The sequence below is a fragment of the Neorhizobium tomejilense genome, from assembly GCF_964254135.1.
GTDB classification, from domain to species: Bacteria; Pseudomonadota; Alphaproteobacteria; order Rhizobiales; family Rhizobiaceae; genus Neorhizobium; species Neorhizobium tomejilense.
This window is the reverse complement of record NZ_CAXUSO020000001.1, coordinates 1,653,225-1,675,702: the sequence shown is the minus strand read 5'-3', so window position 1 is coordinate 1,675,702 and position 22,478 is coordinate 1,653,225. Positions and strand designations below refer to the sequence as shown.

General features: G+C 59.5%; 29 protein-coding genes and 1 tRNA gene. 21 read left to right on the top strand and 9 right to left on the bottom strand.

All coding sequences use genetic code 11. The features are described from left to right. Nucleotides 1-152 precede the first annotated feature (152 nt). A tRNA-Lys gene (locus ACSQ3G_RS08665) sits at nucleotides 153-228 on the top strand. A gap of 183 nt (nucleotides 229-411) precedes the next feature. Here the strand turns inward: ACSQ3G_RS08665 and ACSQ3G_RS08660 are convergent. The 6 genes from ACSQ3G_RS08660 to ACSQ3G_RS08635 form a co-directional block, all read right to left on the bottom strand. After that, complete coding sequence (locus tag ACSQ3G_RS08660; protein WP_436109726.1) at nucleotides 412-672, bottom strand: hypothetical protein; 261 nt, start codon at nucleotides 670-672, stop codon at nucleotides 412-414. 255 nt (nucleotides 673-927) lie between these two features. Continuing rightward, a complete protein-coding gene (locus ACSQ3G_RS08655) occupies nucleotides 928-1,521 on the bottom strand; it encodes a hypothetical protein (protein WP_436109725.1) in 594 nt (197 codons plus the stop codon). Next, entirely contained in the window at nucleotides 1,511-1,900 is a 390-nt protein-coding gene (locus tag ACSQ3G_RS08650) for a hypothetical protein (protein WP_436109724.1), read from the bottom strand. Before ACSQ3G_RS08650 ends, ACSQ3G_RS08655 begins: the two co-directional genes overlap by 11 nt. Then, nucleotides 1,900-2,190: a hypothetical protein gene (locus ACSQ3G_RS08645; RefSeq protein ID WP_436109723.1), complete on the bottom strand. Its 291-nt coding sequence runs from the start codon at nucleotides 2,188-2,190 to the stop codon at nucleotides 1,900-1,902. The genes ACSQ3G_RS08650 and ACSQ3G_RS08645 overlap by 1 nt, the downstream gene beginning before the upstream one ends. After that, entirely contained in the window at nucleotides 2,187-2,741 is a 555-nt protein-coding gene (locus tag ACSQ3G_RS08640; RefSeq protein ID WP_436109722.1) for a metallophosphoesterase, read from the bottom strand. Before ACSQ3G_RS08640 ends, ACSQ3G_RS08645 begins: the two co-directional genes overlap by 4 nt. A gap of 171 nt (nucleotides 2,742-2,912) precedes the next feature. Next, nucleotides 2,913-4,466, bottom strand: coding sequence for a hypothetical protein (locus ACSQ3G_RS08635; protein ID WP_436109721.1), 1,554 nt, complete (start codon nucleotides 4,464-4,466; stop codon nucleotides 2,913-2,915). A 617-nt stretch (nucleotides 4,467-5,083) separates the two neighbouring features. Here ACSQ3G_RS08635 and ACSQ3G_RS08630 point away from each other — a divergent pair. The 10 genes from ACSQ3G_RS08630 to ACSQ3G_RS08585 all read left to right on the top strand — a co-directional run bounded on the left by ACSQ3G_RS08630 (nucleotide 5,084) and on the right by ACSQ3G_RS08585 (nucleotide 11,602). Then, nucleotides 5,084-5,473: a hypothetical protein gene (locus ACSQ3G_RS08630; protein ID WP_436109720.1), complete on the top strand. Its 390-nt coding sequence runs from the start codon at nucleotides 5,084-5,086 to the stop codon at nucleotides 5,471-5,473. Between the two features lie 136 nt (nucleotides 5,474-5,609). Further along, nucleotides 5,610-5,933 (top strand): hypothetical protein, encoded by a 324-nt coding sequence (locus tag ACSQ3G_RS08625; RefSeq protein WP_436109719.1) that lies wholly within the window; start codon nucleotides 5,610-5,612, stop codon nucleotides 5,931-5,933. Between the two features lie 200 nt (nucleotides 5,934-6,133). Continuing rightward, on the top strand, nucleotides 6,134-6,733 hold the full coding sequence (locus ACSQ3G_RS08620) for a hypothetical protein (protein WP_436109718.1): 600 nt from the start codon (nucleotides 6,134-6,136) through the stop codon (nucleotides 6,731-6,733). Continuing rightward, nucleotides 6,730-7,608: a hypothetical protein gene (locus tag ACSQ3G_RS08615; RefSeq protein ID WP_436109717.1), complete on the top strand. Its 879-nt coding sequence runs from the start codon at nucleotides 6,730-6,732 to the stop codon at nucleotides 7,606-7,608. Before ACSQ3G_RS08620 ends, ACSQ3G_RS08615 begins: the two co-directional genes overlap by 4 nt. 424 nt (nucleotides 7,609-8,032) lie before the next feature. Then, entirely contained in the window at nucleotides 8,033-8,986 is a 954-nt protein-coding gene (locus ACSQ3G_RS08610; protein WP_436109716.1) for a nucleotidyl transferase AbiEii/AbiGii toxin family protein, read from the top strand. 36 nt (nucleotides 8,987-9,022) lie between these two features. Then, nucleotides 9,023-9,349 (top strand): hypothetical protein, encoded by a 327-nt coding sequence (locus ACSQ3G_RS08605; protein ID WP_436109715.1) that lies wholly within the window; start codon nucleotides 9,023-9,025, stop codon nucleotides 9,347-9,349. A gap of 100 nt (nucleotides 9,350-9,449) precedes the next feature. Further along, the gene (locus tag ACSQ3G_RS08600) at nucleotides 9,450-9,869 is read left to right on the top strand and encodes a hypothetical protein (protein ID WP_436109714.1); all 420 of its coding nucleotides are present in this window, start codon (nucleotides 9,450-9,452) and stop codon (nucleotides 9,867-9,869) included. 115 nt (nucleotides 9,870-9,984) lie between these two features. Then, the gene (locus ACSQ3G_RS08595) at nucleotides 9,985-10,845 is read left to right on the top strand and encodes a hypothetical protein (RefSeq protein ID WP_436109713.1); all 861 of its coding nucleotides are present in this window, start codon (nucleotides 9,985-9,987) and stop codon (nucleotides 10,843-10,845) included. 276 nt (nucleotides 10,846-11,121) lie between these two features. Further along, complete coding sequence (locus ACSQ3G_RS08590) at nucleotides 11,122-11,448, top strand: hypothetical protein (protein ID WP_436109712.1); 327 nt, start codon at nucleotides 11,122-11,124, stop codon at nucleotides 11,446-11,448. Further along, nucleotides 11,432-11,602 carry a hypothetical protein gene (locus tag ACSQ3G_RS08585; RefSeq protein ID WP_436109711.1) on the top strand — a complete coding sequence of 57 codons (171 nt, stop codon included), beginning with the start codon at nucleotides 11,432-11,434 and terminating at the stop codon, nucleotides 11,600-11,602. The genes ACSQ3G_RS08590 and ACSQ3G_RS08585 overlap by 17 nt, the downstream gene beginning before the upstream one ends. On the opposite strand, the gene ACSQ3G_RS08580 is transcribed toward ACSQ3G_RS08585, so the two are convergent. After that, the gene (locus ACSQ3G_RS08580; RefSeq protein WP_436109710.1) at nucleotides 11,599-12,003 is read right to left on the bottom strand and encodes a hypothetical protein; all 405 of its coding nucleotides are present in this window, start codon (nucleotides 12,001-12,003) and stop codon (nucleotides 11,599-11,601) included. The genes ACSQ3G_RS08585 and ACSQ3G_RS08580 overlap by 4 nt on opposite strands. Nucleotides 12,004-12,152: 149 nt before the next feature. Between ACSQ3G_RS08580 and ACSQ3G_RS08575 the strand changes: the two genes are divergently transcribed. The 5 genes from ACSQ3G_RS08575 (at nucleotide 12,153) to ACSQ3G_RS08555 (ending at nucleotide 15,035) form a co-directional block, all read left to right on the top strand. Beyond that, a complete protein-coding gene (locus ACSQ3G_RS08575; RefSeq protein WP_436109709.1) occupies nucleotides 12,153-13,160 on the top strand; it encodes a hypothetical protein in 1,008 nt (335 codons plus the stop codon). Further along, nucleotides 13,157-13,726 (top strand): Ntn hydrolase family protein, encoded by a 570-nt coding sequence (locus ACSQ3G_RS08570; protein WP_436109708.1) that lies wholly within the window; start codon nucleotides 13,157-13,159, stop codon nucleotides 13,724-13,726. Before ACSQ3G_RS08575 ends, ACSQ3G_RS08570 begins: the two co-directional genes overlap by 4 nt. Before the next feature lie 56 nt (nucleotides 13,727-13,782). Continuing rightward, a complete protein-coding gene (locus ACSQ3G_RS08565; protein WP_436109707.1) occupies nucleotides 13,783-14,088 on the top strand; it encodes a hypothetical protein in 306 nt (101 codons plus the stop codon). Nucleotides 14,089-14,125: 37 nt separating this feature from the next. Next, nucleotides 14,126-14,392 (top strand): hypothetical protein, encoded by a 267-nt coding sequence (locus ACSQ3G_RS08560; protein WP_436109706.1) that lies wholly within the window; start codon nucleotides 14,126-14,128, stop codon nucleotides 14,390-14,392. Between the two features lie 79 nt (nucleotides 14,393-14,471). Next, complete coding sequence (locus tag ACSQ3G_RS08555) at nucleotides 14,472-15,035, top strand: hypothetical protein (RefSeq protein ID WP_436109705.1); 564 nt, start codon at nucleotides 14,472-14,474, stop codon at nucleotides 15,033-15,035. On the opposite strand, the gene ACSQ3G_RS08550 is transcribed toward ACSQ3G_RS08555, so the two are convergent. Next, nucleotides 15,032-15,871, bottom strand: a complete 840-nt coding sequence (locus ACSQ3G_RS08550; protein WP_436109704.1) for a Shedu anti-phage system protein SduA domain-containing protein — start codon at nucleotides 15,869-15,871, stop codon at nucleotides 15,032-15,034. The genes ACSQ3G_RS08555 and ACSQ3G_RS08550 overlap by 4 nt on opposite strands. A gap of 139 nt (nucleotides 15,872-16,010) precedes the next feature. Between ACSQ3G_RS08550 and ACSQ3G_RS08545 the strand changes: the two genes are divergently transcribed. The 5 genes from ACSQ3G_RS08545 (at nucleotide 16,011) to ACSQ3G_RS08525 (ending at nucleotide 21,508) form a co-directional block, all read left to right on the top strand. Then, entirely contained in the window at nucleotides 16,011-16,415 is a 405-nt protein-coding gene (locus ACSQ3G_RS08545) for a hypothetical protein (protein WP_436109703.1), read from the top strand. A 264-nt stretch (nucleotides 16,416-16,679) separates the two neighbouring features. Beyond that, nucleotides 16,680-17,321, top strand: a complete 642-nt coding sequence (locus ACSQ3G_RS08540; protein WP_436109702.1) for a hypothetical protein — start codon at nucleotides 16,680-16,682, stop codon at nucleotides 17,319-17,321. Between the two features lies 1 nt (nucleotide 17,322). Next, nucleotides 17,323-19,482: a terminase gpA endonuclease subunit gene (locus tag ACSQ3G_RS08535; protein ID WP_436109701.1), complete on the top strand. Its 2,160-nt coding sequence runs from the start codon at nucleotides 17,323-17,325 to the stop codon at nucleotides 19,480-19,482. A gap of 2 nt (nucleotides 19,483-19,484) precedes the next feature. Beyond that, nucleotides 19,485-19,727, top strand: coding sequence for a hypothetical protein (locus tag ACSQ3G_RS08530; protein ID WP_436109700.1), 243 nt, complete (start codon nucleotides 19,485-19,487; stop codon nucleotides 19,725-19,727). Continuing rightward, nucleotides 19,721-21,508 carry a phage portal protein gene (locus tag ACSQ3G_RS08525; RefSeq protein WP_436109699.1) on the top strand — a complete coding sequence of 596 codons (1,788 nt, stop codon included), beginning with the start codon at nucleotides 19,721-19,723 and terminating at the stop codon, nucleotides 21,506-21,508. Before ACSQ3G_RS08530 ends, ACSQ3G_RS08525 begins: the two co-directional genes overlap by 7 nt. A 67-nt stretch (nucleotides 21,509-21,575) precedes the next feature. Here ACSQ3G_RS08525 and ACSQ3G_RS08520 read toward each other — a convergent pair whose 3' ends face one another. Then, complete coding sequence (locus tag ACSQ3G_RS08520; protein ID WP_436109698.1) at nucleotides 21,576-22,022, bottom strand: hypothetical protein; 447 nt, start codon at nucleotides 22,020-22,022, stop codon at nucleotides 21,576-21,578. Nucleotides 22,023-22,478 lie beyond the last annotated feature (456 nt).

The following is a 22,478-nucleotide window of genomic DNA, read 5'->3' as shown; positions in this document are numbered from 1 at the left end:
ATGGCCGAACGCGGCGAATGCCAATCACCTTTTCGCAGCGCGACGGAAAAGCGTCAGATAGCCGCATTTTTGCTGTTTTTGCGGGTTGACCGCAAGGGGGCACCTGCCTATGTTCCGCGCACTTTCAAGGACGCGCTTACCCGCGGCCGCGGGAGAGCGTAGCTCAGCTGGTAGAGCAACTGACTTTTAATCAGTAGGTCTCGGGTTCGAACCCCGACGCTCTCACCATAAAACTTCTCAACGAAATCAATATCCTATGGCGACTTTCTGAGATATTGGATGCCGTCGATTTGCACCGTTAGGGTCAGCATAGGGTCAGCAGCTTAAGAATCGTGCATTATCCACAGGCCCTTTAAAGAGCCCAGCAACGAGCGAATCTCTGGCTTTTCAGTCGTATCGACCGCTGGCCAGCTACGCCGTCCAGGCAGAAACAAAGCTCGGCATCTCGGCGGCGTCTTCGATGCCGAGCATGTCCTGACCCTCTTCCGGGGTCAGGGTGCCGTCAAAGATGCGACGCGCGACGTCCCCAGGACGAAACCGCACCTCGACCTCATGTTCACGGGCGAGCCGATAAAGGTATCCATACGACCGCGCGCCCGTCCTCCGTCGCGCCTCATGTCCCGATATCTCGCCGCGCTGCCACGCGTCCAAGACGTCCGCGATATCACTCATAGCCGAGCCGCCGGAAATCCTCACGGAGGGGCTCGCAAGTGTCCCCCGAACGGTGAGCGGTCAGCCTCTCACCGTCGAGGAACGCGATGAGCAGGGCGTGTACGGCAGCGACGAATGCCTCGTGTTCGGCATCCTCCTCGTGGAGCCGACGGACAGCAGTCTCAAGCGGGACAAGGCAGCCCCGGCCGATCGACGCCCAAATGTAGTGAGCGGCCGCCTCGGCAATATCCGAGTCTTGTAGTTGAGACATGTTAGCTACCCTTGCGCCTTGTAAATGCCCAGAAAGCGGGATCTCGCCGTCTCGTCCAGACCCTCGAAGTCCGCCCCCTTCGCAAACGCTTGGACACGACGGATAACGAGATCGACGTACGCCGTTTGCGTCCACTCCGAGTCGTCGACGCTCGAGAACACGACGTGGCGGAAGTCGACGATGCGGCGGCCGATGAGGCACTGCTCGACGTAATGGGCGACGTCAGCGTTGATCTGCGCGGCGCGCTGACGGCCCAGCTCCTCTTTCTCGGCCTCCCCGCATGCGTACTGTGCGTGCGCCAACGCGCCCATAATCGCCTGCTGCCCACGGCCGCGAGCTGTGGGCGCATGGACTTCGAAGCCGACCGTCGGGTGACCGCTGGCGCGAAATCGACGATGGACCGATCGGATGCCGCGGACATGAAGATCGACCGCAGGCGTGTCCGGAAACAGGGAGCCTTCCTTGATGCGGCGAAGCTCTGATAGGCAGCGCTTGATCGATGCCAGCCAGATGTCTGGCATCGTGTCTTCGATTCCCGTCGACGATGTCATGATCTCCGGGTAGTCCGTACGCAGCTGCGCGATGTCTTCAAGCTTCATGACGACGCACCTCCAGGCCCAGGTCACGCTGGCAGCCAGGGCAAAGCACCGTCTGCCCCTTCGGCCCGTCCACGAGCCATCCCGGGCGTCCATCCTTCGCGCAGGTCCACGCTGACAGCGTTCGTGCGTCCGTGACGATCCCGAGGATGCTGTCGATGATGTCCTCGGGATAGACGGCTGTGTCGTATCCGACGTCGAGCCACATCAGGCCACGGTTGCGGGAGATCGCTCCGACCCGCAGACCCGGATGCAGCGCTTTGAGAGCGTGGATGGCGCGATCGGCGATCCCGAAGTGACCGACAGCGATGTCTACGACCGCGCCGGAAACGAAGACATCGCGATACTTGTTGACGAGAACACGGCTCATGAGATCGTCCATTAGTGCAGGCTCCCCTTAACGGCGTGCAGGGCGACATCGATGATGCCGCGCAACTGACGCATGCCTTCCGAGCCGATGAACGCCGGAAGACCGGCCGTGGAAAATACGAGGTCCCCATCAGCGTCCTGTCCGATGGCAACGATGATGAAGAATGCCCGGATTTCCGACGGCAAATCCGCGATATCCTGAAGCGCTTTGTGGACTGCGGGCATCCATTCCGTCGGAACGGAAACCCGTGCGTCAGGCGCGATGATGCTGCCGTACATCTGGTTGAGCTCGTCTCCGGTCATCGTGCGCCCTCCAGGTTCATCTGAGCGGTCAGCTCTTTGAAGGTCCTCGGGGCGTAGCCCACGCCGATCGCGTCCACGCCCACGTCGCGGCTAAGCCCGACACCAGGGAGCTTTCCATGTGAGTGGCCGTAGAAATGGACAGACCCCTTGTGAGAGCCGGGCCAGACGCGGTGGGAGTAGTGCGAAAGAAAGACGCGATGGCCTTCGTCGGTCGTCTCGAGCGACGTTGTCGGCGTCCCGAGCCAGTCGAGACGCGCCAGCGTCGGGTGCAGCGCGTTGGGTTTCTTGAAGTCGTGATTCCCGAGGATGAGGACCTTGGAACCCATGAGACGGCTGAAAATGGAGCGGACGCGGTCCTCGTCGCCGAGGTTCATCGCGAAGTCGCCGAGGTGGTAGACGATGTCGTCGGGACGGACGACGGCGTTCCAGTTGCGGATGAGCGCCTCGTCCATCTCGTCGGCGGACTTGTATGGACGGTTGCACGACGAGAGCATCAGGGCGTGCCCGAAATGCGTGTCAGACAAGTAGAACTTCTTGCGGAAGTGAGACATGGGGTGACTCCTGCGAATAGACTGATAGCGGTCGGCCTGGGGGCTTCAGATCGCTATGGCTATTCGCAGGGTCATCTCTCGTTCTCACGTTGGTCAGCGGCGCAACCATGCCGCGTAGGTATTTCGTTGTCAACGCGGCATCCGGGCATCCGGTTAACGGAGTGCGATCGATCAGTACGGGATGTAGCAGTCGTCGATGTCTGCGGATTCCACGAGATGCGGCCCTTCGACATCGCCGTATTCCAGGGCTCCGAACTCGTCACCGACGCGCAGGTCCTCGCCCTCGACCGCAGCGATCTTGCGCTTCGGTGCGAGGATCATCGGCAGGGCCGTCTTCTGGCGCTTCGGTTGGCGCTTGGTCCGGACGAACGGCTCGGCTGCAGGCAGCTCTTGTCGCTCAACGCCCAGCCCGGTGAAGTCCCTCTTGTCGACCCATTCCGCAAAGACCTCATCACCGCCGAGCTTGCGGATGCGCGACCTGAACTGCTTGGCCGAGTAGCCGATGCAGCCCTCGGGATACTTGGAGGACGCCCGCTGAACATCGACACACCACAGTTCGGATATGCGGACCGCGCTTACGCCGAGCGTCGTCTCCGCCTGCCTGAGCCGCACGACGGATGGATACTGGTGCCGCAGCAGCTGAAACCGGGAGCGGTCTGCCAGCGCTCTGATTCCTTCGTCCGTCATGAATGCTGGCTTAGCTTCCACAAGGCGCTTCTGAGCGCCGCCGAACGACACGACAAGCTTCCCGCTATTGGAAACGTAGAGATCGACGTAAAATCGCCGACGAGGTCCGTCGATCGTCATCAGGTCTTCTCGAACTCGCTCGATAGCGTCGTCTACGACCTCGGCCTGCACGGTCTCCAGCCCTACAATCCGCCTGAAGTCTTCCCTAGTCAGGTGGACCTCGTCATGGAACGCCTTCGTCTTTCCAGCCTCATAGCAAAGCCGGATGTAGAGCGCCGCCGAGAACTTGGACTTGAACCGCGAGAGTGCGTTCAGATCGATACGGCAAAATCCGACGCTGTCGAGAACGATTTGACGAAGGCCTTCGGGAAGGCTGTAGTGCAGCCAGTCGTTCCCCGACATAGACTCCAAGTCCACCGCGTCAGGACACTCCAGCATCGGCATGGCCTGACGGCCGGCTCGGCCGTGATAGGACAGGCTAGCGCCGGACAGGCGCACAAGGCAGGCCCTGATCCTGTCGAGGCTGCGGATGCCGATGAACTTGGCGACAGCGGACAGCTGGACGAAATGCGTGTCGGCAGCCATGCCCGACTGCCGGGCCTCCGCGAAAAGCCGCCACCAGATCGCCACGTCGGTTGCCCTCAGCTTGGCCGTGTCGAGCTGTAGCGTTTCGACGAGGACACGCGGCACCTCAACGCGGGGCGATGTCGTTTCGTTTGTGTAGACGGCCTCGGCGGCCAGGTTCTTAGCCTGAACGCCCAAACGCTGCATGCCCTTCTGGGCTTCCCTGACAGTGGGTTTGCGCAAATAGGTCTCCGAGGACCCATCGCTGAATTTGAGTGCCAGCAGACGGCCGCGCTGGCCGCTGGCGGGATGCTTGGTCTGGTAAGGGTTGCCTTCAGCGTCGCGCTTGAGTTCACGCTTCTCAGGCTTGCGTGGCTTCGCTCTGACGATGCGGTTGCCGCGCAGGACCCGGATGCCGTCAAGCTCCGAAGGCTCGGCTGCCTTGGTTAGGGTATTCCGTGTCGTCTTGGTCATCTGTCTGCTCCCCGGTATAACTATGGTTGGCCGGGGCGGAGCGTGGTGCAAGCCGTGTCACGTTATTATTTTGATTTTCTAGTCTATCTACATGTACTTATTGAATTATTTTACTGGCGCACATCGTGGTACTATAGAATAACACTCTATATCTCTCTTTAAGCGTCCGAAGCGGGATGTCTGAGAAGCCCATTGATAGCTCTATAAGACAACCTTGGGGTTCTTCTGTCTTCCGAGTCTTGGTTTCTCGGGCTTCGCCAAGAAAGAAGAACGGGGCGCTACGCTTGTTCTTGTTAAGGAGCATCCTAGCGAAGCATCGAGCAAGCCTTAGTATCAGAGTCATCCAAAGACGCGGAGCGGCCACTGGATAGCGAGATGTCATGGCTCCTCCGGGTTCTGGATTTCGGAGCTTCTTAGGTTTCGGCCGGGAGGCTCTGGGAGCCCTTGGTGTCGTATTGGCTATGGGCGGAGCCCTGCTAGTGCGCCAGCCTGTTTTCTTATCGCGTTCTACATGTAGAACATGGAATCAGAAAAGACTTGCGCCAGGATTGGCCGACAGGCATCGTTCTACATGTAGAACATTATTTCGTGTTCTACATGTAGAACGGGATCTAAAGATGTCGAAGAGTTTGACGATCGAACTGCTGAAGGAACTCATCGCCGATGACGGCGTGATTAAGCTGAAGCCTGTGGCTGTCGGCATCAGGGACCTGCCTGATGAAGAGCGGAAGGCCTACAAGGCGAGGAAGCAGGCGGAACGTAGGGCGAAGCTGAAAGAGCGGGTCGATCGCGGCAGTGTGAAATTCGACGTCGCAACAGCTCGGGAGGCCCTGGCGGACGCCGCACTGATGCTGCTCGCTTCCGGAGCCGATGGATCGGTCGCCATCGAGCGGTACCTCGAAAAAGTCTTCCACGACCAGGCAGGCGCTCCCCTGACGATCAAAGCAAAGGCGAGAGCGGGCCTTCTGAAACCCAAGCTCCTGCACATTGCGGCGAAAGCGTCGTAGATTGCCAATGGGACATCGGTGTCCCATTTCCACATTGTTTCGATTTCGGCGGCCCCGACCACGGTCGCCGTTTTGTCGCTTGCATCGGAACGGCGTTTCGTAGGCTCGGGAAACGCCGTTTCGGGAGTATTGAGCGATGGCAAGGGATTTCTTCAAGACGACAGAGCGCCAGCGGACATCTGCACAGCGCACGCGGAAGCGTCGACTGGACGTCGGCAAGCCGCAGCCAATGGCCATCGACGAGGCGCTGTCGGCTGCGGTCCGTGCGGCGCTGCGGTCCGTGCGGCGTGACGGCGATCGGCAGGTCCTGACGTCGGCGTTTCTGGACTCACTGTTCGACGTCGCGCTCGATCACCTCGTCGAGGTTCGGGGGCATGACCGCCAGCAATCATGGACGGCTCTGACAGCTCGGCTCGTTAAGCGCCGTCGGTACTCCTCCTTGCTCGCTGATAAAGGATGATGCGCGGGTCATCTTTTTGCTTCGACCCTGTCTCACGGGCTTCCCTGCCTAGCGTTTGCGTGCGTTTTTCCTGTTTCCCCCCATTACTTCATAAACAAGAATCCCGGAATCGTAGAAACACGGCGTTTCGATTTCGACCGGCGGACGCCGTATCGCGATCCGCCGCGGTATGCTCGTCCCAGTAATTCGAGACACCGCCTATGACCGTCGACACCAGGCCAACTACACCTGCCACCCTGCCGCTGCGCGTGCATTTGCTCGAGCGGAAGATTAGTGAGTTCCAGCCGCCCGAAGGCGAGGACCTGACGGCCGTCATCGCCTCGCTGAACAGACTCTACGTCTTGACTCAGACGGGCGCGGTCTCGTTCCCGGCCCAACCGCTCACCTGGGACCTTCCCGACGACCAGTTTTTCTACGGTCCATCCGGTATGAATACGTCGCTGTCTGGCCTGGTCCTTGGCGATCACATACCTGACTACGGTCTCTCGACGAAACCGTTTATCGAGCGAGTCCTCGGCGGCGAAGAGACCGGGAACCGCTTTGGAGCGAGGTCTCTCGTGCAGATCGTACTCGGCAGTAATGACTGGGACTTCGAAGATGACGCCGTCTCCAGTCTCGCGAGCAAGACCCTCGGCAGTCAGATGCTCGTGACGCAGTTGCTTGACGATCCCGAGACCGGACACGGCTCGGTGCTAAGCTACATCAAAGCCGTGGAAGCTGCTCACACGATCCAAGTACAGATCATGCAAGCCGACATCGATTCGCTCCTTCAGCGGGTTTCTGACCTGGAGAACTCGTGACAACGCCCGGCATCCGCTTCGATTACGAAGACAGCGTCCGACGCTTCCGCGCCGACCTTGACGCACTCGGTCGCGAGGTCTTCCCGCGAACCCTCGAGACGCTGCTGAACCGCGCGACGGCACAGGTCCAGCGCCGCCTGACAGATTACACGGCGCGCGTCGTCAACAAGCCGAACGCTTTCACGAAGAAGGCCTGGTTCTACACCCCTGCCCGCTGGCAGGACGGCGACAGGATGTTTTCTGAGGTCCGCGCCCGGCCGACGCAGGCTCAATATCTTTGGTTCCTGGTCAACGGCGGCCGCCGTGTCCCGGGCGACGTGGGCACGAACCGCAGCGCTCGAGACATGTTCGCGTTCACCGCGAAGCTGTCCCCGCAGGACGGCATCGATCGGAAGTACGTCAAAAAACTGGGCCGTCAGCTGAAGGCCGAAAAGAAGCGTCGCGCGCTCTACCGCGGCAAGCGTGCTGCCGTTGTCGCCGAGAACCTGCCTGCAGACAAACAGGCGAAGAAGCTCGCGCGGCTCAAGTGGACGCACGTGTCGAAGAACGCCCCGGGGATATTCCTCGGAACGATCGGCGGCATCAAAGGATGGTGGCAGCGCCCCGAGCGATATCTGAACACCGAACGTCATGCGGTCATCAGCGCCTCACGAGGTCCGGGAGCGTCCGCTGGTCCATCAAACCTGTCTCGCACTCGCTCGGGCTCGAAGGCGAAGCTCCTCGTCGCTCTGGCCAAGGAGACGGACTATGATGTCACGTTCGACTACGACGGCGAGGTCAATCAGGCCTTTGCCGATAACATGACGCAGGCAGCGTTCACCTCGTCGATGGAGTACCAGCGTCGGCGTCAGCGGCTGATCGACGGAACGCCATGAAGAATAAATGGTGTCTACAATTTTTTCGCTATTGAAGACGCCAGGCTCCCGCACCATCTTCTTCATCAACAACAACGAAATAGCCGCGACGTGTTGAGGGACCACAAGGCGCTAAAAGCAAAAACCCTCATACAGCGTTGGCCTGATGTGCAAGGCGGCTACCGTAAGGGACCCTGCACATAAGAGATAGAGGTGCAGCTTTGCTGGCATTCTTCGTTCTCGAAGCCAACCAGACGAGCGACGTGCGACGCTACAAGCTGGAATTCGGATGCGCAGTGCATCCAAACTTGGCTTCCCTGGCGTTCTTCATAGCCCGGCTGTTCTAACGGAAAGGCCCTCGTTCGCGGGGGCCTTTTTCGTTTTCGCCTCTCGTCCCTTGCATCGCCGGATCTCAGTGTCTCCTCACACGTCTGGGGAGACAATCATGAGACACCATTCCGCCGCCGCCATGGCTCTTGGCGACAAGCTCAAGGCCACCGCCCGCAACCACAACATCGACGTCAACACCTACGCCTCGCGCCATGTCGCCGAGCGGGTCGTTCATTATCTCGGAACGGCGCTCTCGACGCCGTTCATGCTGACGGGTGGTCTAAACTTCGCGCAGGACATCCGGGAGACCAGGGACGCCGATCTCGTCGCCGTCCGCCGCATCTCGAACGCTGAATTCCAGCGCGCCCTGATACTCATGCGGCCCTGGCTCGAAGCCGAGGGCATCACGCTGCATGCCGCTTCTGCTACGCCGAAGGTCATCGACCTCGACGGCGGCAAAGAGGTCGATCGCTGGAAGATCGAGGCCACCGCTGGCACGCTCCGTGGCAATACGCAGGTTGACTTCGGGTTCTCCAACGGCCCCGACGCCTTCCCCGACGGCATCGAATGGAAAGAGATGCCGACCCTGATGAAGGGCGGACCGGTCCTGCGCGCTCGGTGTCAGCCGCTAGCCGCCGCCGCCGCGGAGAAGATGCTCGCTATTTTCCTCCAGCCGATCGGTGACTACCGCGTCAAGCACCTCGCAGACGTCGTGAACTCGGACCTCTGGGACGGCGTCGACTGCCGCGCCGTCGCCCGGGAGATCGCCAGGACCGTCCGTCATCGCGGCATTCCGGCGGGCGTCATTACCTGCCGCCCGCCCGAGCTTGCATGGTCGTCGATCGTCCGCCGTGAGGCAGCGTGGACGACACACATGGAGGCTGGGAAAACGGACCTCACGCTCGACCAGGCTTGGATCGATGTCAACGGACTCTGGTGCGACGTCTATGCCGAACTCAAGAAGCTGCCGCGCTCCCATTTCCGCCGGTCGACTTTGGCACCTACCCTTGTCGACAGGATCATCGCAGGCGAGCGCCCCAAGTCAGCGCCAGCCTATAAGCCTTTCTGAGGACGTATGCCCAAGACCCTGAAGATCGCAACGAAGATGCCGGAGCCTGAATTCGAGCGTCCGGCACCGTCCGAAGACCCCGACGTCACCAGGACCTACGTGCGCGGCCTCGCGCGCCACTTGACCGTCACGCCCATCGGCCACATCCTCGAAGCTGATCTCAAAGACGGCCTCCGCCGCGCCCTCGCCGCCCAGCACGCTGCCATCGAGGCCTTCATCGAAGGAAAACTCGCCGAAGGCCTGTCATTGCAAGAAATCAACGAGTTCAGCGCCGTCCAGATGCAAGTAATGCCGACGCTTGTCGAACGCAACGGACACCGAAAACTCGAGTGGCCCTTCAAGATCATCGGTCCAGACGACTGAATAAAGAAACGTATACATCTGGGTATACATAAGGCTTGCGTCATTCCGCCGTTCGGACAACCATATTCTTAGGCGCACATTCCGCGCCAGGGAGATGAACATGAAAACACTTTCGGAAATCCTCAAAAACAAGACCTCGCCCGCTGTCATTTTCGGACACATTCATCGCCGTCAAGAAGAACTGCGCGCCGTACTAAGGGACGCCCAGCGGAATCGCACGTACGAGACAGCGACGGTTGAGGACCTGCTCGACTACGCTTATATCATGCTCTTTTTTGAAACCCTGTCACTTCCGTATGTCCTCGATACTACAGTTCAACTACTCGAAGCGTGCCGCCTGAATGTGGGTCGGGGCGCGGCCTTTGATGCTGCGGGTATTCCGGAAGAGCTACGGCGTGCTAACGAATCGGACGCGCGCGATCGCGCTAACAAGGTGATGTTCGGCCCCAAATATCAAACCCTCGGCGTCTACAGATCCATCATCCATGTTGACGCGCGGGAGGAGAAGGTGGCCGCCTGAGCACATCGTTAACCAGAAAACCACAAGAGCCGCCTCCGGGCGGCTTTTTCTATGCATGCCCCCCGGACATCATCGGTTCACCAGGATAGTCGACGGGCGGAACGGGAGAGCGGCGATGCGGATGACGGATGCTGAAAAGATGGGGATGCACGTCCTTGCGCGCCGCCTCGACATCGGCCCGCGGCTGGACTGCCCGGGCAATGCCTCATCGATCGACGAGCTGTTTTTCGCATCCATCGGTCGGATTTTCCTGAAGGACACCCGCGCCCGAGATGCCAGGATCGGCCATCCCGGCCCGAACAGCTTCAGCGCGTTCGAAAAGTTGTCATGGTACTGGCACTCTGCCGTTGACGACTATACCCACCGCCACGAGCAGGCTCTCATTCACATCCTTGACTGGCTTTCGTCCGCGTCCGTGGAACACCACGCGTGGCTCAAGGACCTGGACGATCATGGGCGGCCAAAGAAGCTCATGAAGTGCGGCACGATCAAGCGCCTGCTGCACGAAGCAGACAAGGCCGAGTGCCGCCTGCAGCGCCAGCCGATGCCTCACTATCTCACACTAACGTCCGCCGACGAGCGCCACGAGATGGGCCTGGGTGCCGGGTATTCGCTGGTCCGCCTCCTCTCACCTGCTGCCTTCGACGTCGAAGGCGCGGAGATGGGCCACTGCATCGGGCGCGGCTCATATGACGAGGACCTGCTGGTCGGCGGCCATGAGTTCTATTCGGTTCGCGACGAGGACGGCCGCCGCCGTGCCACGATCCAGATCGTTCCCAAGGAGATCGACGGCAGCGTTTACGGTCAGCTCAGGCAGTTCGTCGGACACGCGAATGAGATCCCGGAGCCGCATATCGTAGACCTCGTGAACGGCGTCATGACGGACCTGCGCTGGATCGAGAAGCCCAGAACGAAGAGCGAAGTCGCGTCCGACGCCGACATCCGCGAGGCATTCATCCGAGGACTTGCGCTATGACGTACGAAGAAAAGCCCCTCGACCCTGTCGCCCGCGCCGCTGCCAAAGAGGCCAGCCGTGCCGAGGACGCCTGACAGCTGGCGGCAGGCAAAATCACTCCAGCCGAACTCCGGAAGCGTAACGGGTTCATGTCGGCGCTGGACCTCACGAAGTTCATTATCGCCGCCATCGGCGGAAAGCCGATTAAGCGCAAGCCGCCGACGGATTTGTAACCCGCCGCCGGCGGAACCAACATTGTCCTTAGCCGTCCGTTTCAACGGCACCAGGGAGAACGAAATGCTCGACGAACGACATATGGCACCTGACGAAGAACTCGACATTATGGCCCTCAGCCTCAAGGCGATTGAGGGCCATTGGATGCTGTACACTCCTGCGCAGCGTGACGTGCTGATGCCTTATGTGCGAGGTCTCGCAACTTACGAGGCAAGCCGCCCCGCCGCCCCTCGCCGCACGAACGTCGTGGATTTCGAAACTGCGCTGATCAAGGCCCGCCTGTCCAAGGCTGTTGCCCGTGAACGCCGTTCGGCCCTTGTCGAGGCCCGAAACGTGCTCCAGCATGGAGTCAACGAGTTCGGAGACTGCTTATATGAAGACATGGACTAACCCACGCTTCAACGACCGACATCTCGCCGACCGCCTCGAAGCCGAGGTCCGCGACCTCCGGGACCGCCTTCGCTACGAGACCGGTCGCGAGCGTGCTGACACTCTCGACGATATCGAGAAGCTGGAACACCAGCTCTCGAGGATGCACTGCTAGCCGAAGCCCCGCTGTCTCGGCGGGGTATTGTCGTCCGTCGGATCGATGGACGCGTCGTCAATTCGGGCGGCGGCCCGTCTGATTTTTTCCGCGTATTCGTCCATGTCCTCGCCGCTCAGATACGCCCGCGCGCGGCCCATGTAGGCTTCCTTCACACCTGCAGGCGTGCCGTCGAACCCCTTCTCGATGTCCGGGTTGTTTGGGAAGTCCATCCGGAACATGAGGCCTGCAGCGTCTTCTACCTGCTGCTCCGTGATCGGCTCAGGCTTATGCGGGAGGTCTGCGTCGTGTTTGACCTTATCGCCGAGTTGCACGATCCAGCCGTTCACCATTCTTCGGAACGACGGCATGAACCAGTATAGTGCGGCTAGGATTGCGATCCACGCGAACAGATTAGTCATTGCCACTCCCCCAATTTCAAGACGCCGCCTTGGGTAGCAGTGTCAGATCGAGTCAGCAATCTGGTTGCGAAGAAATCCTGCCGGCGAACGCCCGGCCTGCTTTTTGTCGACCCACAATCATCTCGGACACCAAAACAAGGGAGATGATGATGTCTGAGAATACGTGGAGGGAGATCACCCCCCATTTCCGAGTAGACCACGACACCGATTATTCGTTCGCCGAGATCGAGCGTCGGGACGGTGAGACCAAGGTCTGGCGTCACTCGTTCCGCAGCAACCCGGCATGCCGCACCGCGGCTACTATGGACGACGTTCTCGACCGTCTTCGCGGCTACAGCGACGAAATCCACGGCCTTTTGAGTAAGTCATGCGGCGTTACAATCGAAAAGTCGTCGTACAGTCAGGGCATCGTAATCGTCAGGATTTATCAGCAAGATCGCAGTGGTCTGCATCTGGTCTACCGCGATCCAGCGATTCGGTTCATTCCATCCTGGCTGCGTAACGTTCTCGACGAATGGTTATGGGACGAGGTCGAATCCGCTGAGGAAGCGGTTACAGGAAAGCGTAGGCCACAGAGACATGGCAAGCCTGCCGAACCCGAATTCGCCGACGTAGCCGCCGCCGAACTCACCCCCTCGCTTCCGGATATCCAGACCCGCATCTCGGCTCTTAAGGGCGTTTTTGCCTTGGCGACAGGCCAGTACGACGATGTCTCCGAGGCCGATATCCAGGCTGCCACGGCGGGCGGGTATGGCAATCCGGAGGTCCTGCGAGGTGTGAAGGAGGCCACGTGGTTGATGGTCGAGGCTCACCGTGGGCAGGCTTGGAGCCAGGGGTATGACAAGGGCTACGAAGCCAAGGCGGCAGTCGTCGCTGAGTATGCTAAGGTGGCCGAGGGTGTGACCGTTCCATCGGACTACACGATGATATCGGTTCTGAACACCGAGCCGCCGACCGACCTGCCGATCGATGAGTACAAGGCCGAGATGAGATCGCTACACCTTCGCCAGCAGCGTGCAGAGACGCTGAGGTCTGAACTGAAGGCTGGTCAGCTTATCGAGGATATCGGCGAGCCATGGGTGAACGACTACTTGTTCTCGGCGAGGAATTGGGGCGGGCCAGACCAGAAGGCCGATATGTCGGAGGCAGCCGAATGACCTGCATCGTCGCCCTTCAGCACAACGGCAAAGTCTACGTCGGTGGCGACGCCGCCGGAACCAGCTCGTGGTCTCTAAGCCAGATGATCAGCTCTCACCCAAAGGTCTTCGAGAAGTCCGAGCTGATCATCGGCTATTCCGGTTCTTTCCGCGACGGACAGATCGTCCGTTACGCGACCGAATTCCCGCGTTGCCATCCTGCCATGGACGGCCACGAATACTTGGTCACGAATGTCGCGGAGGTCATTAGGCATTCGTTGAAGGCACACGGTGCTATTCACACCAAAGACGGTGTGGACACGATGGAAGGCAATTTCCTGGTGGCATTTCGTGATCGCCTTTACACGATCCATTCCGACCTCTGCGTACTGGAATCCAGCAGGCCGTATGTTGCGATCGGGAGCGGCGAAGACCTCGCGCTGGGCAGTCTTCACACTTCGTCTCCAGACCTCGAACCCACCCAGCGCGTCTTATTGGCGCTGGAGGCCGCGGCGACGCACAACGCTGGTGTCAGGCCACCGTTCACAATCAAGACTTTCGGCGACGTTGAAAAAGAGGCCGCCTGACACCCGGACACGGTCTCCTGTCTCCGGTACACAATGCCGACACAGGAGACCGTCCCATGCCCGCCATCACCCCTCACGAAGCCCGCCAGAAACTCTTCGAGCACCTGGCCGCAATGCTCCTATACTGGCGCGACCTCCCACCCGAGCAAGTCCTTGCTGGCAATCCCCAAGGCGAGCTTGTCCACGAACGCATGACTGGATTCTTGTTTTCCATGCTTGTTGCCGTTGATGGTGGCGCGGCATTGCCCGGGTTCGACCTCGTGCCAAGGGACGACGATGAATGGCCTACGACATCCATCAACGCGGATGTTGAGTTGCATGCGGCGTTTCCGTTCGCCTTGCTCGATCCGACCAAGCTGTGAGATTGTCCGTCATCGAACACTCTCACAGGACCCCGCGATGTCTCAAGCACAACTCGACGACTACATGGCGAAACTCAGGGCCGAGACAAAGACCAAGGCCCGGGATCAGATCATCAACACCTTGGTTTCCATCGTTATCGGTGCCAGCCTGGCATATTGGGCCTACGGCACCATTCCGCACATGGTCTTGTTCTCGTTCGTCATCTTCGTCGTGCTGTCGGTCAAGAATTCAATCGAGCAGTCCATGCACCAGTTCCGGTCGAGCGTCGAAAGCAAGATGCTGATGGATCACCTTGATATGTAGAGCCCAAAATCGGACCGGCGGAATGCCGTGGGGCGGTTGGCGGACATAGAATCTCTCTCAGACACCAAAAGGGAGATTTATGGTGGAACTAGACCTTAATAACGAATTCGCGGCCAAGCTCTTTGTAGTTTCCTATCCAAGTGAGGGACGCGATCCGCTCGATGGCTTCACGGTCGAGGGTGTACGGAAGGCACTCAACCGTCTCTTCCGTCGATGCGACCATCATCTCTCGAGGGGTATGTATCTCGGCGGCGCGACCTATTACCAGAAATGCGAATTCGTCCTTCGCGGCCTGTTATGGGGTCTCCACGGCCACGGCGCTGAACTCGCCCGGGTTCTGATCGCCTATCCTGAGCGCCGCGAAGAACTGCTCGCTGCCTTCGAGTATCGGCGTGAAATCACGACCTGGTTCTCGCAGAGTCTGATGAATGAGGTCAGAGGGCTCCCACCCTTTGACGAGATGACTACGACCATGGAGGAAGACTGGGACCCCTTTATCAAGGGGATGATTGGCGGGTACCGCACAGACCGCACAGTGGTACCAGAAATTCCCGCAGAAGACGAACTCACCGAAGCCTGCCCCCACCTCTACCCCCCTGGATATCCAAGACCGCGTCCCCGTCGGCGGGGTCATCTATTTTAGGCATCTTCTTCGTCGTCCGCTTGCTCGACTACGGTAGATTCTTCGGACCGAACCCGAGCGTTCTGCCCAAAGTAGTGCAGCGCGTTCAGGTCCTTGCCATCAACGATCCGTCTGTAGTTTTCCCGGGGATCGTTTATCATCAGGTCGCGGAGTTTCTCGCTGATTGAAAACAACGTCGGCTCCATCGAGCCGTACATGAACGGATCGAGGACTTCATCGCGATACAGTTCAATGCCGTCGTTCTTCCGGATGCCGAGGCTGAGTTCGGGTTTAGAATCCAGAGATTCTGCCAAACTGTCAAAGCTCATGACGGTAAAGTCATGAGTTTTCAGCGATGCCATCTTGTTCACGCGCTGGGGGTTTCCAATGTATTCAGCGCGTCGGCCGTACACCAGAACAAACTTGTGGTTGATAGGATTATTAGTCATACCCTCTGGATTGAGAAGCGGTCTGACGATATTGCGAAAGGCTTCCGCATTGGCAGTGCTCTGAAACCAAGCTCGCCAATCGTTGATCTGGTCAATCGCATTCTGGAACGGTGTACTTAACTTCTGACTGCTTCCTTTGAAATATTTCATCCAAGGCTTTTCAATCTCGATATGCACGGCATTCCAGTTACTTGAACTCTTGGACAAAAACGCGAAATCTGATTTGTAGTCCGCGCCTAAAGATGGCTTTCTCAAAACGATTTTGTTGGAAATGCTGTGGTTTTGCACGAATTCTCGAGGGACGAGGCGCGTGTTTTGTTCGATGAAGGTCTGGTAGACGGATTCGACGTGTTCCTCGTCGATCAGCTTCAAATAGGCCTCACGCAGTTCTTCAACTGGATACTTCAATTCCATCTCCCTCATGACTTCCCTAAGCCGCTGTTAGCACAACCGTAGGCTTCCAGTCCAAGAATCTCGTCGGCGGAAATTTGCAGCTCGCGGGAGGTGACACAATCATCTCTGGAGACACAGATTCAGGGAGGTGTTGATGTCCAACGAATACACACTCTACGTCGGTGACGAAGATGCTACCGAGGCATTCCGGAACAAGCTGGCGCAGGACCCACGGGTTAAGAAGGCATATGCCGAATGGCAGCGCGAGGAAAAGTCGCGCAATCGCAAGCCGTTCAAGGTCACCAAGGACATCACCGTCGAAAAGACCGCGTCGGCGCGCATGGCGTTCGAGGAAAACGTTGCGCAACGGAAGCTGATCTCGACGATCAACAGGCGAGCCCCAGAGGAATCGGTCCGCGCCCTGGTGTCGCAATTTCAGGCCGGGCTGAAAGTGCCGCGCCGCCGGCGCTTGCGCCGTGCACGACACCGTGTCAGCCTGAACTTCTCGAGGCTGATGAACGGCCGCTCGCTATCGCTCTCCGCGTTCCAATTCCGTTGACGCGCCGAGCCGATCGACATCCGCAAATCTGTTGACGCGGATCGCCCTTCCCCGTTCCGTCGCAAAGGCGTCAACAAAAAATCCTTCCGGGGTCCCTGAGCCATTGGCTCCAATGCGGTATATTGGCATCCGCACTCCGTCGCTACTTCCGAAAATTGAAAACTCAAATCAGCATCAGCAACCGTCGGCAGAGTCGACCGCTGCGTTGAATCTTGCACGCGCGAAAACCCCAATGGAACCAGTGATTTTCATTGAGGTTCGCGCATGTCAAACAGAAAAAAGGCCCACGGTCCGTTGCTGAATTCGCCGGGAAATTTGCCCGAGTCGTCAGCAACACCCGCCGACGACTCCGCAATCCGCGCAAAAATGGATGCCGACAAGCAGCGCCTAACGTCCGTCAGCGGTGCTTCGATCCTTCTGGGATACGATCGCGCCACGATCACGAAATGGCTGAAGGGCGATGGATGTCCCTGCGTCCAGAAGGCGGACAAATCGCTTGGACACGACTGGATTCTCGATATCTCCGTCGTCGTCAGATGGCTTCAGGAACGGGCGGCCTCCGACGCCGTCACCAAGTTCGGAGCCTCCGACACCGGGAAGATGACGGAAGCCGAAGCCAGGCGTCTCAGCGCTATTGCCAAGGCCATCATCCAGATGAAGGAAGCTGCCGTCATCCAGAAGGCCGTCGTCGAGATTGATTATGCCCGTGAACGCGTGTCGTCGGAGTACGCCGCGGTCGTCGCGGTCACGAGCGTGATCCCCGACATGATCGCTGGAAAGGTCGATCCCGCCATCGCGGTCAAGGCCCGCAAGATCGCCGACGAGCAGGTGCGCATCGCGCACGGAAAGCTGACCTACGACAAGGAGCTATCACCGCCTTGGACGCCCGGTTCGGCGGAGGCCTGATGTGCAGCACTCGATCATCCCCAGTCAGGACATCCAGGTGCTTTCCCTGTCGGAGAGCCACGCGCTCTTTGACGACATGCTCGGCGAGTTACGGAAGACCGTGCTCCAGATACCGCCGTTCAAGGACCCGTCTGAGTGGATCGAGGAAAACATAGAACTGCCGAAAGGCAAGACCTCACGACCTGGCATGCTCAAGCTGACCGGCTACCAGCGTTACGCTGCCCGCCTGTTCATGGACCCGGAAGTCTCCCAGATCACGATCCTGAAGGGCGCTCAGGTCGGATATTCCGTCTTTCTCGCCGCCATGATCTCCTACGGCCTGGCATATCTCGGCATCCCTGTCGCAGTGGCGCAGCCGACGGACGACGACGCCAAGTCCTACTTCAAGGACCGCATCGAACCGCTGCTCCGTGAGGTAAAGGCGCTGGCCACTAACCGACGCAACCCAGCGCGCGGTGAAGTCCAGGACACATGGAATGAACATCACTTCATAAACGGTGCCGTCCTTCGCCTTGTCGGTGCGGTTTCCGACGACAGCTTCCGGCGATACACGGCCCGCTGGATGATTGGCGACGAGTATTCAGCCAAAGGCTGGGCGAAGTCCAAGGGGTCGCAGGGCGAGAAGGCCGAACTATTCCGCACCCGTGGAACCGACTTCCTAGATTCCGTCCTCGTGCTCGGCTCGACGCCTCTCAGCCGCGAAGACTGCCGAACCTACCACGATTTCCTGAAGTCGGATCAGTCCGACCCCGTGGTGGCCTGCCCGCACTGCGGTCTGGCGCAGACCCTCAAGTGGGGCGACAAGGAAACGCCCTACGGGTTCAAGTTCGCCCGCGACGCCGACGGCTACGTCACCGACTGCTGGTATCAGTGCGAGAGCGACGACGGCTGCCGTATCGATGAAGTCCAGAAGACGGACATGGTGGACGACATCGACTACGTACCGCGAGCCCGCCCTAAGCGACCGGGACATCGCGGCGTCCAGTGGCCGCAGTGGCTGTCCGACGCGCCCGGTGCGGCGTGGCGCATCCTCGCCCAGTCTTACGTTAACTCGAAGAACGACCCCGAGGCCCGCAAAGTTTGGCTGAACAACGTCGCGGGTACGGTGTGGGACGACTTCACAACGTCGGCGCTCGACGGAGACTCGATCGCCAGGATCGCGGTGAACTACCCGGCAGAAGTGCCGGATGACGTTGTCTTGCTGACGGCGGGTATCGACACGCAGACCAACAAGGAAGGCAACGAGCTGGAGACACTGGCCTCCCGCGAAGCGACGGTCGTCGGTTGGACCCGCAACGGCCAGTTCAGGGTGATCGGCCACTGGATAATCGAAGGCGCGCCCGGAGAACAGGTCGCCGACCAGCAGTTGACCGACCTGCTCAATCGTCGCTTCAAGCGCCGCAACGGCACCGACATCGGAATCGCTGCGGCAGCCATCGATCTCGGCGGACACTTCGCGGACGAGACCCGGGCTTACACCTCCCGGTTCCCGGGGAAGCGAAGCATATGGGCTATCAAGGGGCGCAACAACGCCAAGGGTACGCGCAGCGCGACGGTCTGGCCGAAGAAGGCATCGAAGTCCACCAAAGGCGGCGCGTCCTTCTACGTCATCGACTCCCAACTTTCGAAAGACGCAATCTTCCGTCTCATCCAGCTGAAGGGCGATGCCTCGCCGCTCGTGCCGATGTCTATGGACCCGGACTACCTGAAGAAGCTGATGTGCGAGGAGCGCCGTCGCATCAACGGGGGATGGTACTGGCAGCCCAAGCGCGGCGGGCGGGCCGAGGAAGAATGGGCCTGCCTTGCTTATGCCTACGCGGCCCTCAAAGGCCTGCAGGCCACATGGCGCGACTGGCGTGATTTGAATCTTGCAGGGCACAAGCTCGGAATACCCGAACTGAGTTTCGATCCCGAGACGGGGGAGCTTGGCTACGACGGCGAGGACCTATCCTCCCACGCTGTCGAACGGAAGGGCGCAAGGGTGCAGCTCGACCAGGCCGACGCACCCAAGCCGACACTAGCATCGGTGGTCAAGCGGGAGCCGAAACCGAAGAAGGAAACATCGCATCCGGAGTTGGCAAAGGTGCCGACGTCTCCGGAGGGCGGACAGAAGAGGAAGCGGAAGGCTGGCTGGACGTCAGGCCCCGCGCGGAGGTGGTAGACATGGACCTATTTGACGATCTTTCAGAGGCTGAGTGCCGAGCGGAGATCAGCGCAATCCGCGCCAATCTTCTGTCTAACATCACGTCCATCTCGAACCCGACGCAGGGCGGCATTACGTACCGCGATGCCGACCAAGCGCTGATGATCATCAGGCTTCTCAAGGCCCAGATTGCCAAGCTGAAAGGCGAGAAACCGAAGAACCCAATCAAACGCGGCGGCTTCTACGGAGTACGCCCATGGTAACGCGCGTCACCAAGACCGTCAGCCGGTCCACCAAAACACCGGAACCAGTCGCCACAGGCCGCGACGTCCTGAAGTCTGTTCGCATTCGCCATTCCGGTTGGGGCCAGCGCTCGGCGTCGGCCACGTCCATGTTCGAGCCATTCCAGTCGCGCACGTTCTTCGAAGCAGCGTCGAACTCGCCGCGCCTCATCCACGCCCCGGACGTCGGGCCGAACTCGCACAACTCAGAGATCGAGCGCCTCCGCCGCAAGTCCAGGTGGATGTACGCCAACGACCCCTTCTATCGCCAGGCCTGCCGCCAGATCGGCAACAATACCGTACACCACGGCATCAAGCCGAACATCAAAGACAAGGTGCTGCGCAAGATTTGGAACCGCTGGACCAAGGAAGCCGACGCCCGCGGCAAGACCGACTACTACGGCATGCAGCATATGGGGTCAGTCGTCACTCCGCGAGACGGCGAACACTTCCTCCGTATCCGCCGTCGCCGTCCGGGTGAGATGAAGAGCGGGATCAACTTCCAGCTCCAGACGCTCGAGGCCGATCACTGTCCCCTCGACAAGACCGAGACACTCCCGGGTGGCAACGTCATCGTCTCCGGCGTTGAGCATGACGCCATCGATCGCGTCATTGCATACTGGCTCTACGACTATCACCCCCGCGACTGGGTCGTCCGCAGCGTCGGGTCAGGTCTGCCGAAGCGCGTTCCGGCCGATGACGTCATCCACGTCTACGCCCCTGACAGATTCTCGGACACCCGGGGATATCCGTGGGGCGCGTCTGCTCTGACTACCGCAGAGCGGTATCGCACCTACGACGACGTCGAATTGGAGAGGAAGATTCTGTCTTCCACGCGCGGCGGGTTCTACAAGAAGCCAAGGTTCGCTGGCGACGAAGAGACCATGTACGACAGCGACGACGGAGACGAGGCGATGTTCCGGCCGATGCACGCCGGAGAATATGTCCAGGTTCCAGAGGGCTGGGACATCCAGGAAGCCACGCCTGCTGCGTCCGATGTCAACTACGGCCCGTACCGTCGGGAGAGCCTGTCCGGTCTTGCCGTTGCGTTCGGGCTTGCAGTTGAATTGGTCACCATGAACTGGGAAAAGCTGGCGTCCGATCGCCAGTATCGTGGGCTCATGCTCGAGATCGTCCGTTACATCGAGTCGATTCAGTACCACATGTGCGTCTTCCAGCGAGACCAGAGAGTCTGGGAACTCGTCGTCTCCGAAGCCTATCTCAACGGACTTTGGAAGCCCGCAGAAGGCAAGGCCGTCGAAGACTACTATGAGGTCCGTTGGATCATGCCGAAGCGCGGCTATATCCATCCCGTCCAGGACGTCAGTGCCGTGGCCACCGCAATCGAGAAGGGCCTAGAGTCCAGAAAGTCGGCGGTCTCCGCGAATGGTTGGGACGTCGAGGACCTCGACGACGAGAATGTCGAGGACACTCAGCGCGCCGAGGCCAAGGGTCTCAAGTACAGCATGCTCGGCCTCAACTCGGCTTCCGCCAAGGGTCTGCTTGCGATGGTCGAGCAGTACGGGTCCGCCGTCCGCGCAGGCCTCATCACGCCCCAGATCGCCGATGAAATCTATCTCCGTCAGCAACAGGGTCTCCCGCCGCTGTCAGAGGAAGCTGTCGCGCACTGGCACGAGCAGAACGGCGTTCGCCAGCCGATCACGCTCGCCAAGGAGACGCCCGTCGCAGTTGGTTTCGGAGAGCAATTGGTCGATCCGAAGACTGGTGAAGAAATCTCAGCGGCACAACCGGAACCTGCCTGACCCTAACGTCGGCTGATGTGAAAAGACCCCGGAGATCGCTCCCCGGGGTCTTTCTTTTGTCGAACGCCTAACGGTTAAGGCAGTAGGCAATCGCCTTCATCAGCATCGGATACACGAACTTGCGTTCGATCTCCTTGATCGCGGCAACAGCGGCATCGTGATCGCCGTCGGCTTCAGCCTGAGCGACTTCGCGCAGCACCACGACCGTCAAGGCCATCGAATTCTGCATCGCATCGACGTACTCGTCGCCGAAGAAGATGTTGTAGATGTCGCCATAAGACAGGCCGTCGAACGGACCGATCTCCATGTACGTGTGCGGGTCCGCCTTGAAGTATGGCGCGAGCGTCACACGCGGACCAGCCACGATCTCGTCGACCGTGAACACGACGGCGGGGTCGTCGATGTTCCCGACGTTCGAGGCGATGCCTTCCAGAAGTTCCGCGCGGAACTTTGCCAGCGCGTTGTATGCGGCGGCAAGATGATGTTCCGGGATGCGGTAGCCTTTGGTGGTCATGTCCAGGGTTCCTCCTGGTAAGAGCTGACGGCCGAGCCTGGCCGCCCAACAACGAAAGTTGTCATAGCTATTGGCGCTACCCAGTTAGGCTCGTTTCTCTCTCACCTTGGATTTTCCCACAACAGACCTTAGCTCAGTCCCTCCTGCCTCGTTTCGACACTTCCCCGTATAAGGGTCTTTCCAAATTTGTCAATGATTTCAGTATGTTGAATAAAATCGATCGCATTTTATCGATTGGAAGCTAACGCCCGGAGACTCCACAGGAATCCGTTTGGCTCCGGCTCAGATGCGCGACTTCCGCACTGTCCGTGGAAATGCTTGACGTTCCGTTTTGAGTCACTGTTGCAAAACCGCAACCGTCGTCCCATTCGGACTTTGTTGTCCGCCGGCGAAGCCGCCGCGTCGAATCTTGCAAAACGGTAATTCACGCTTGCCTCAAGATAGACCTTGAGAGCG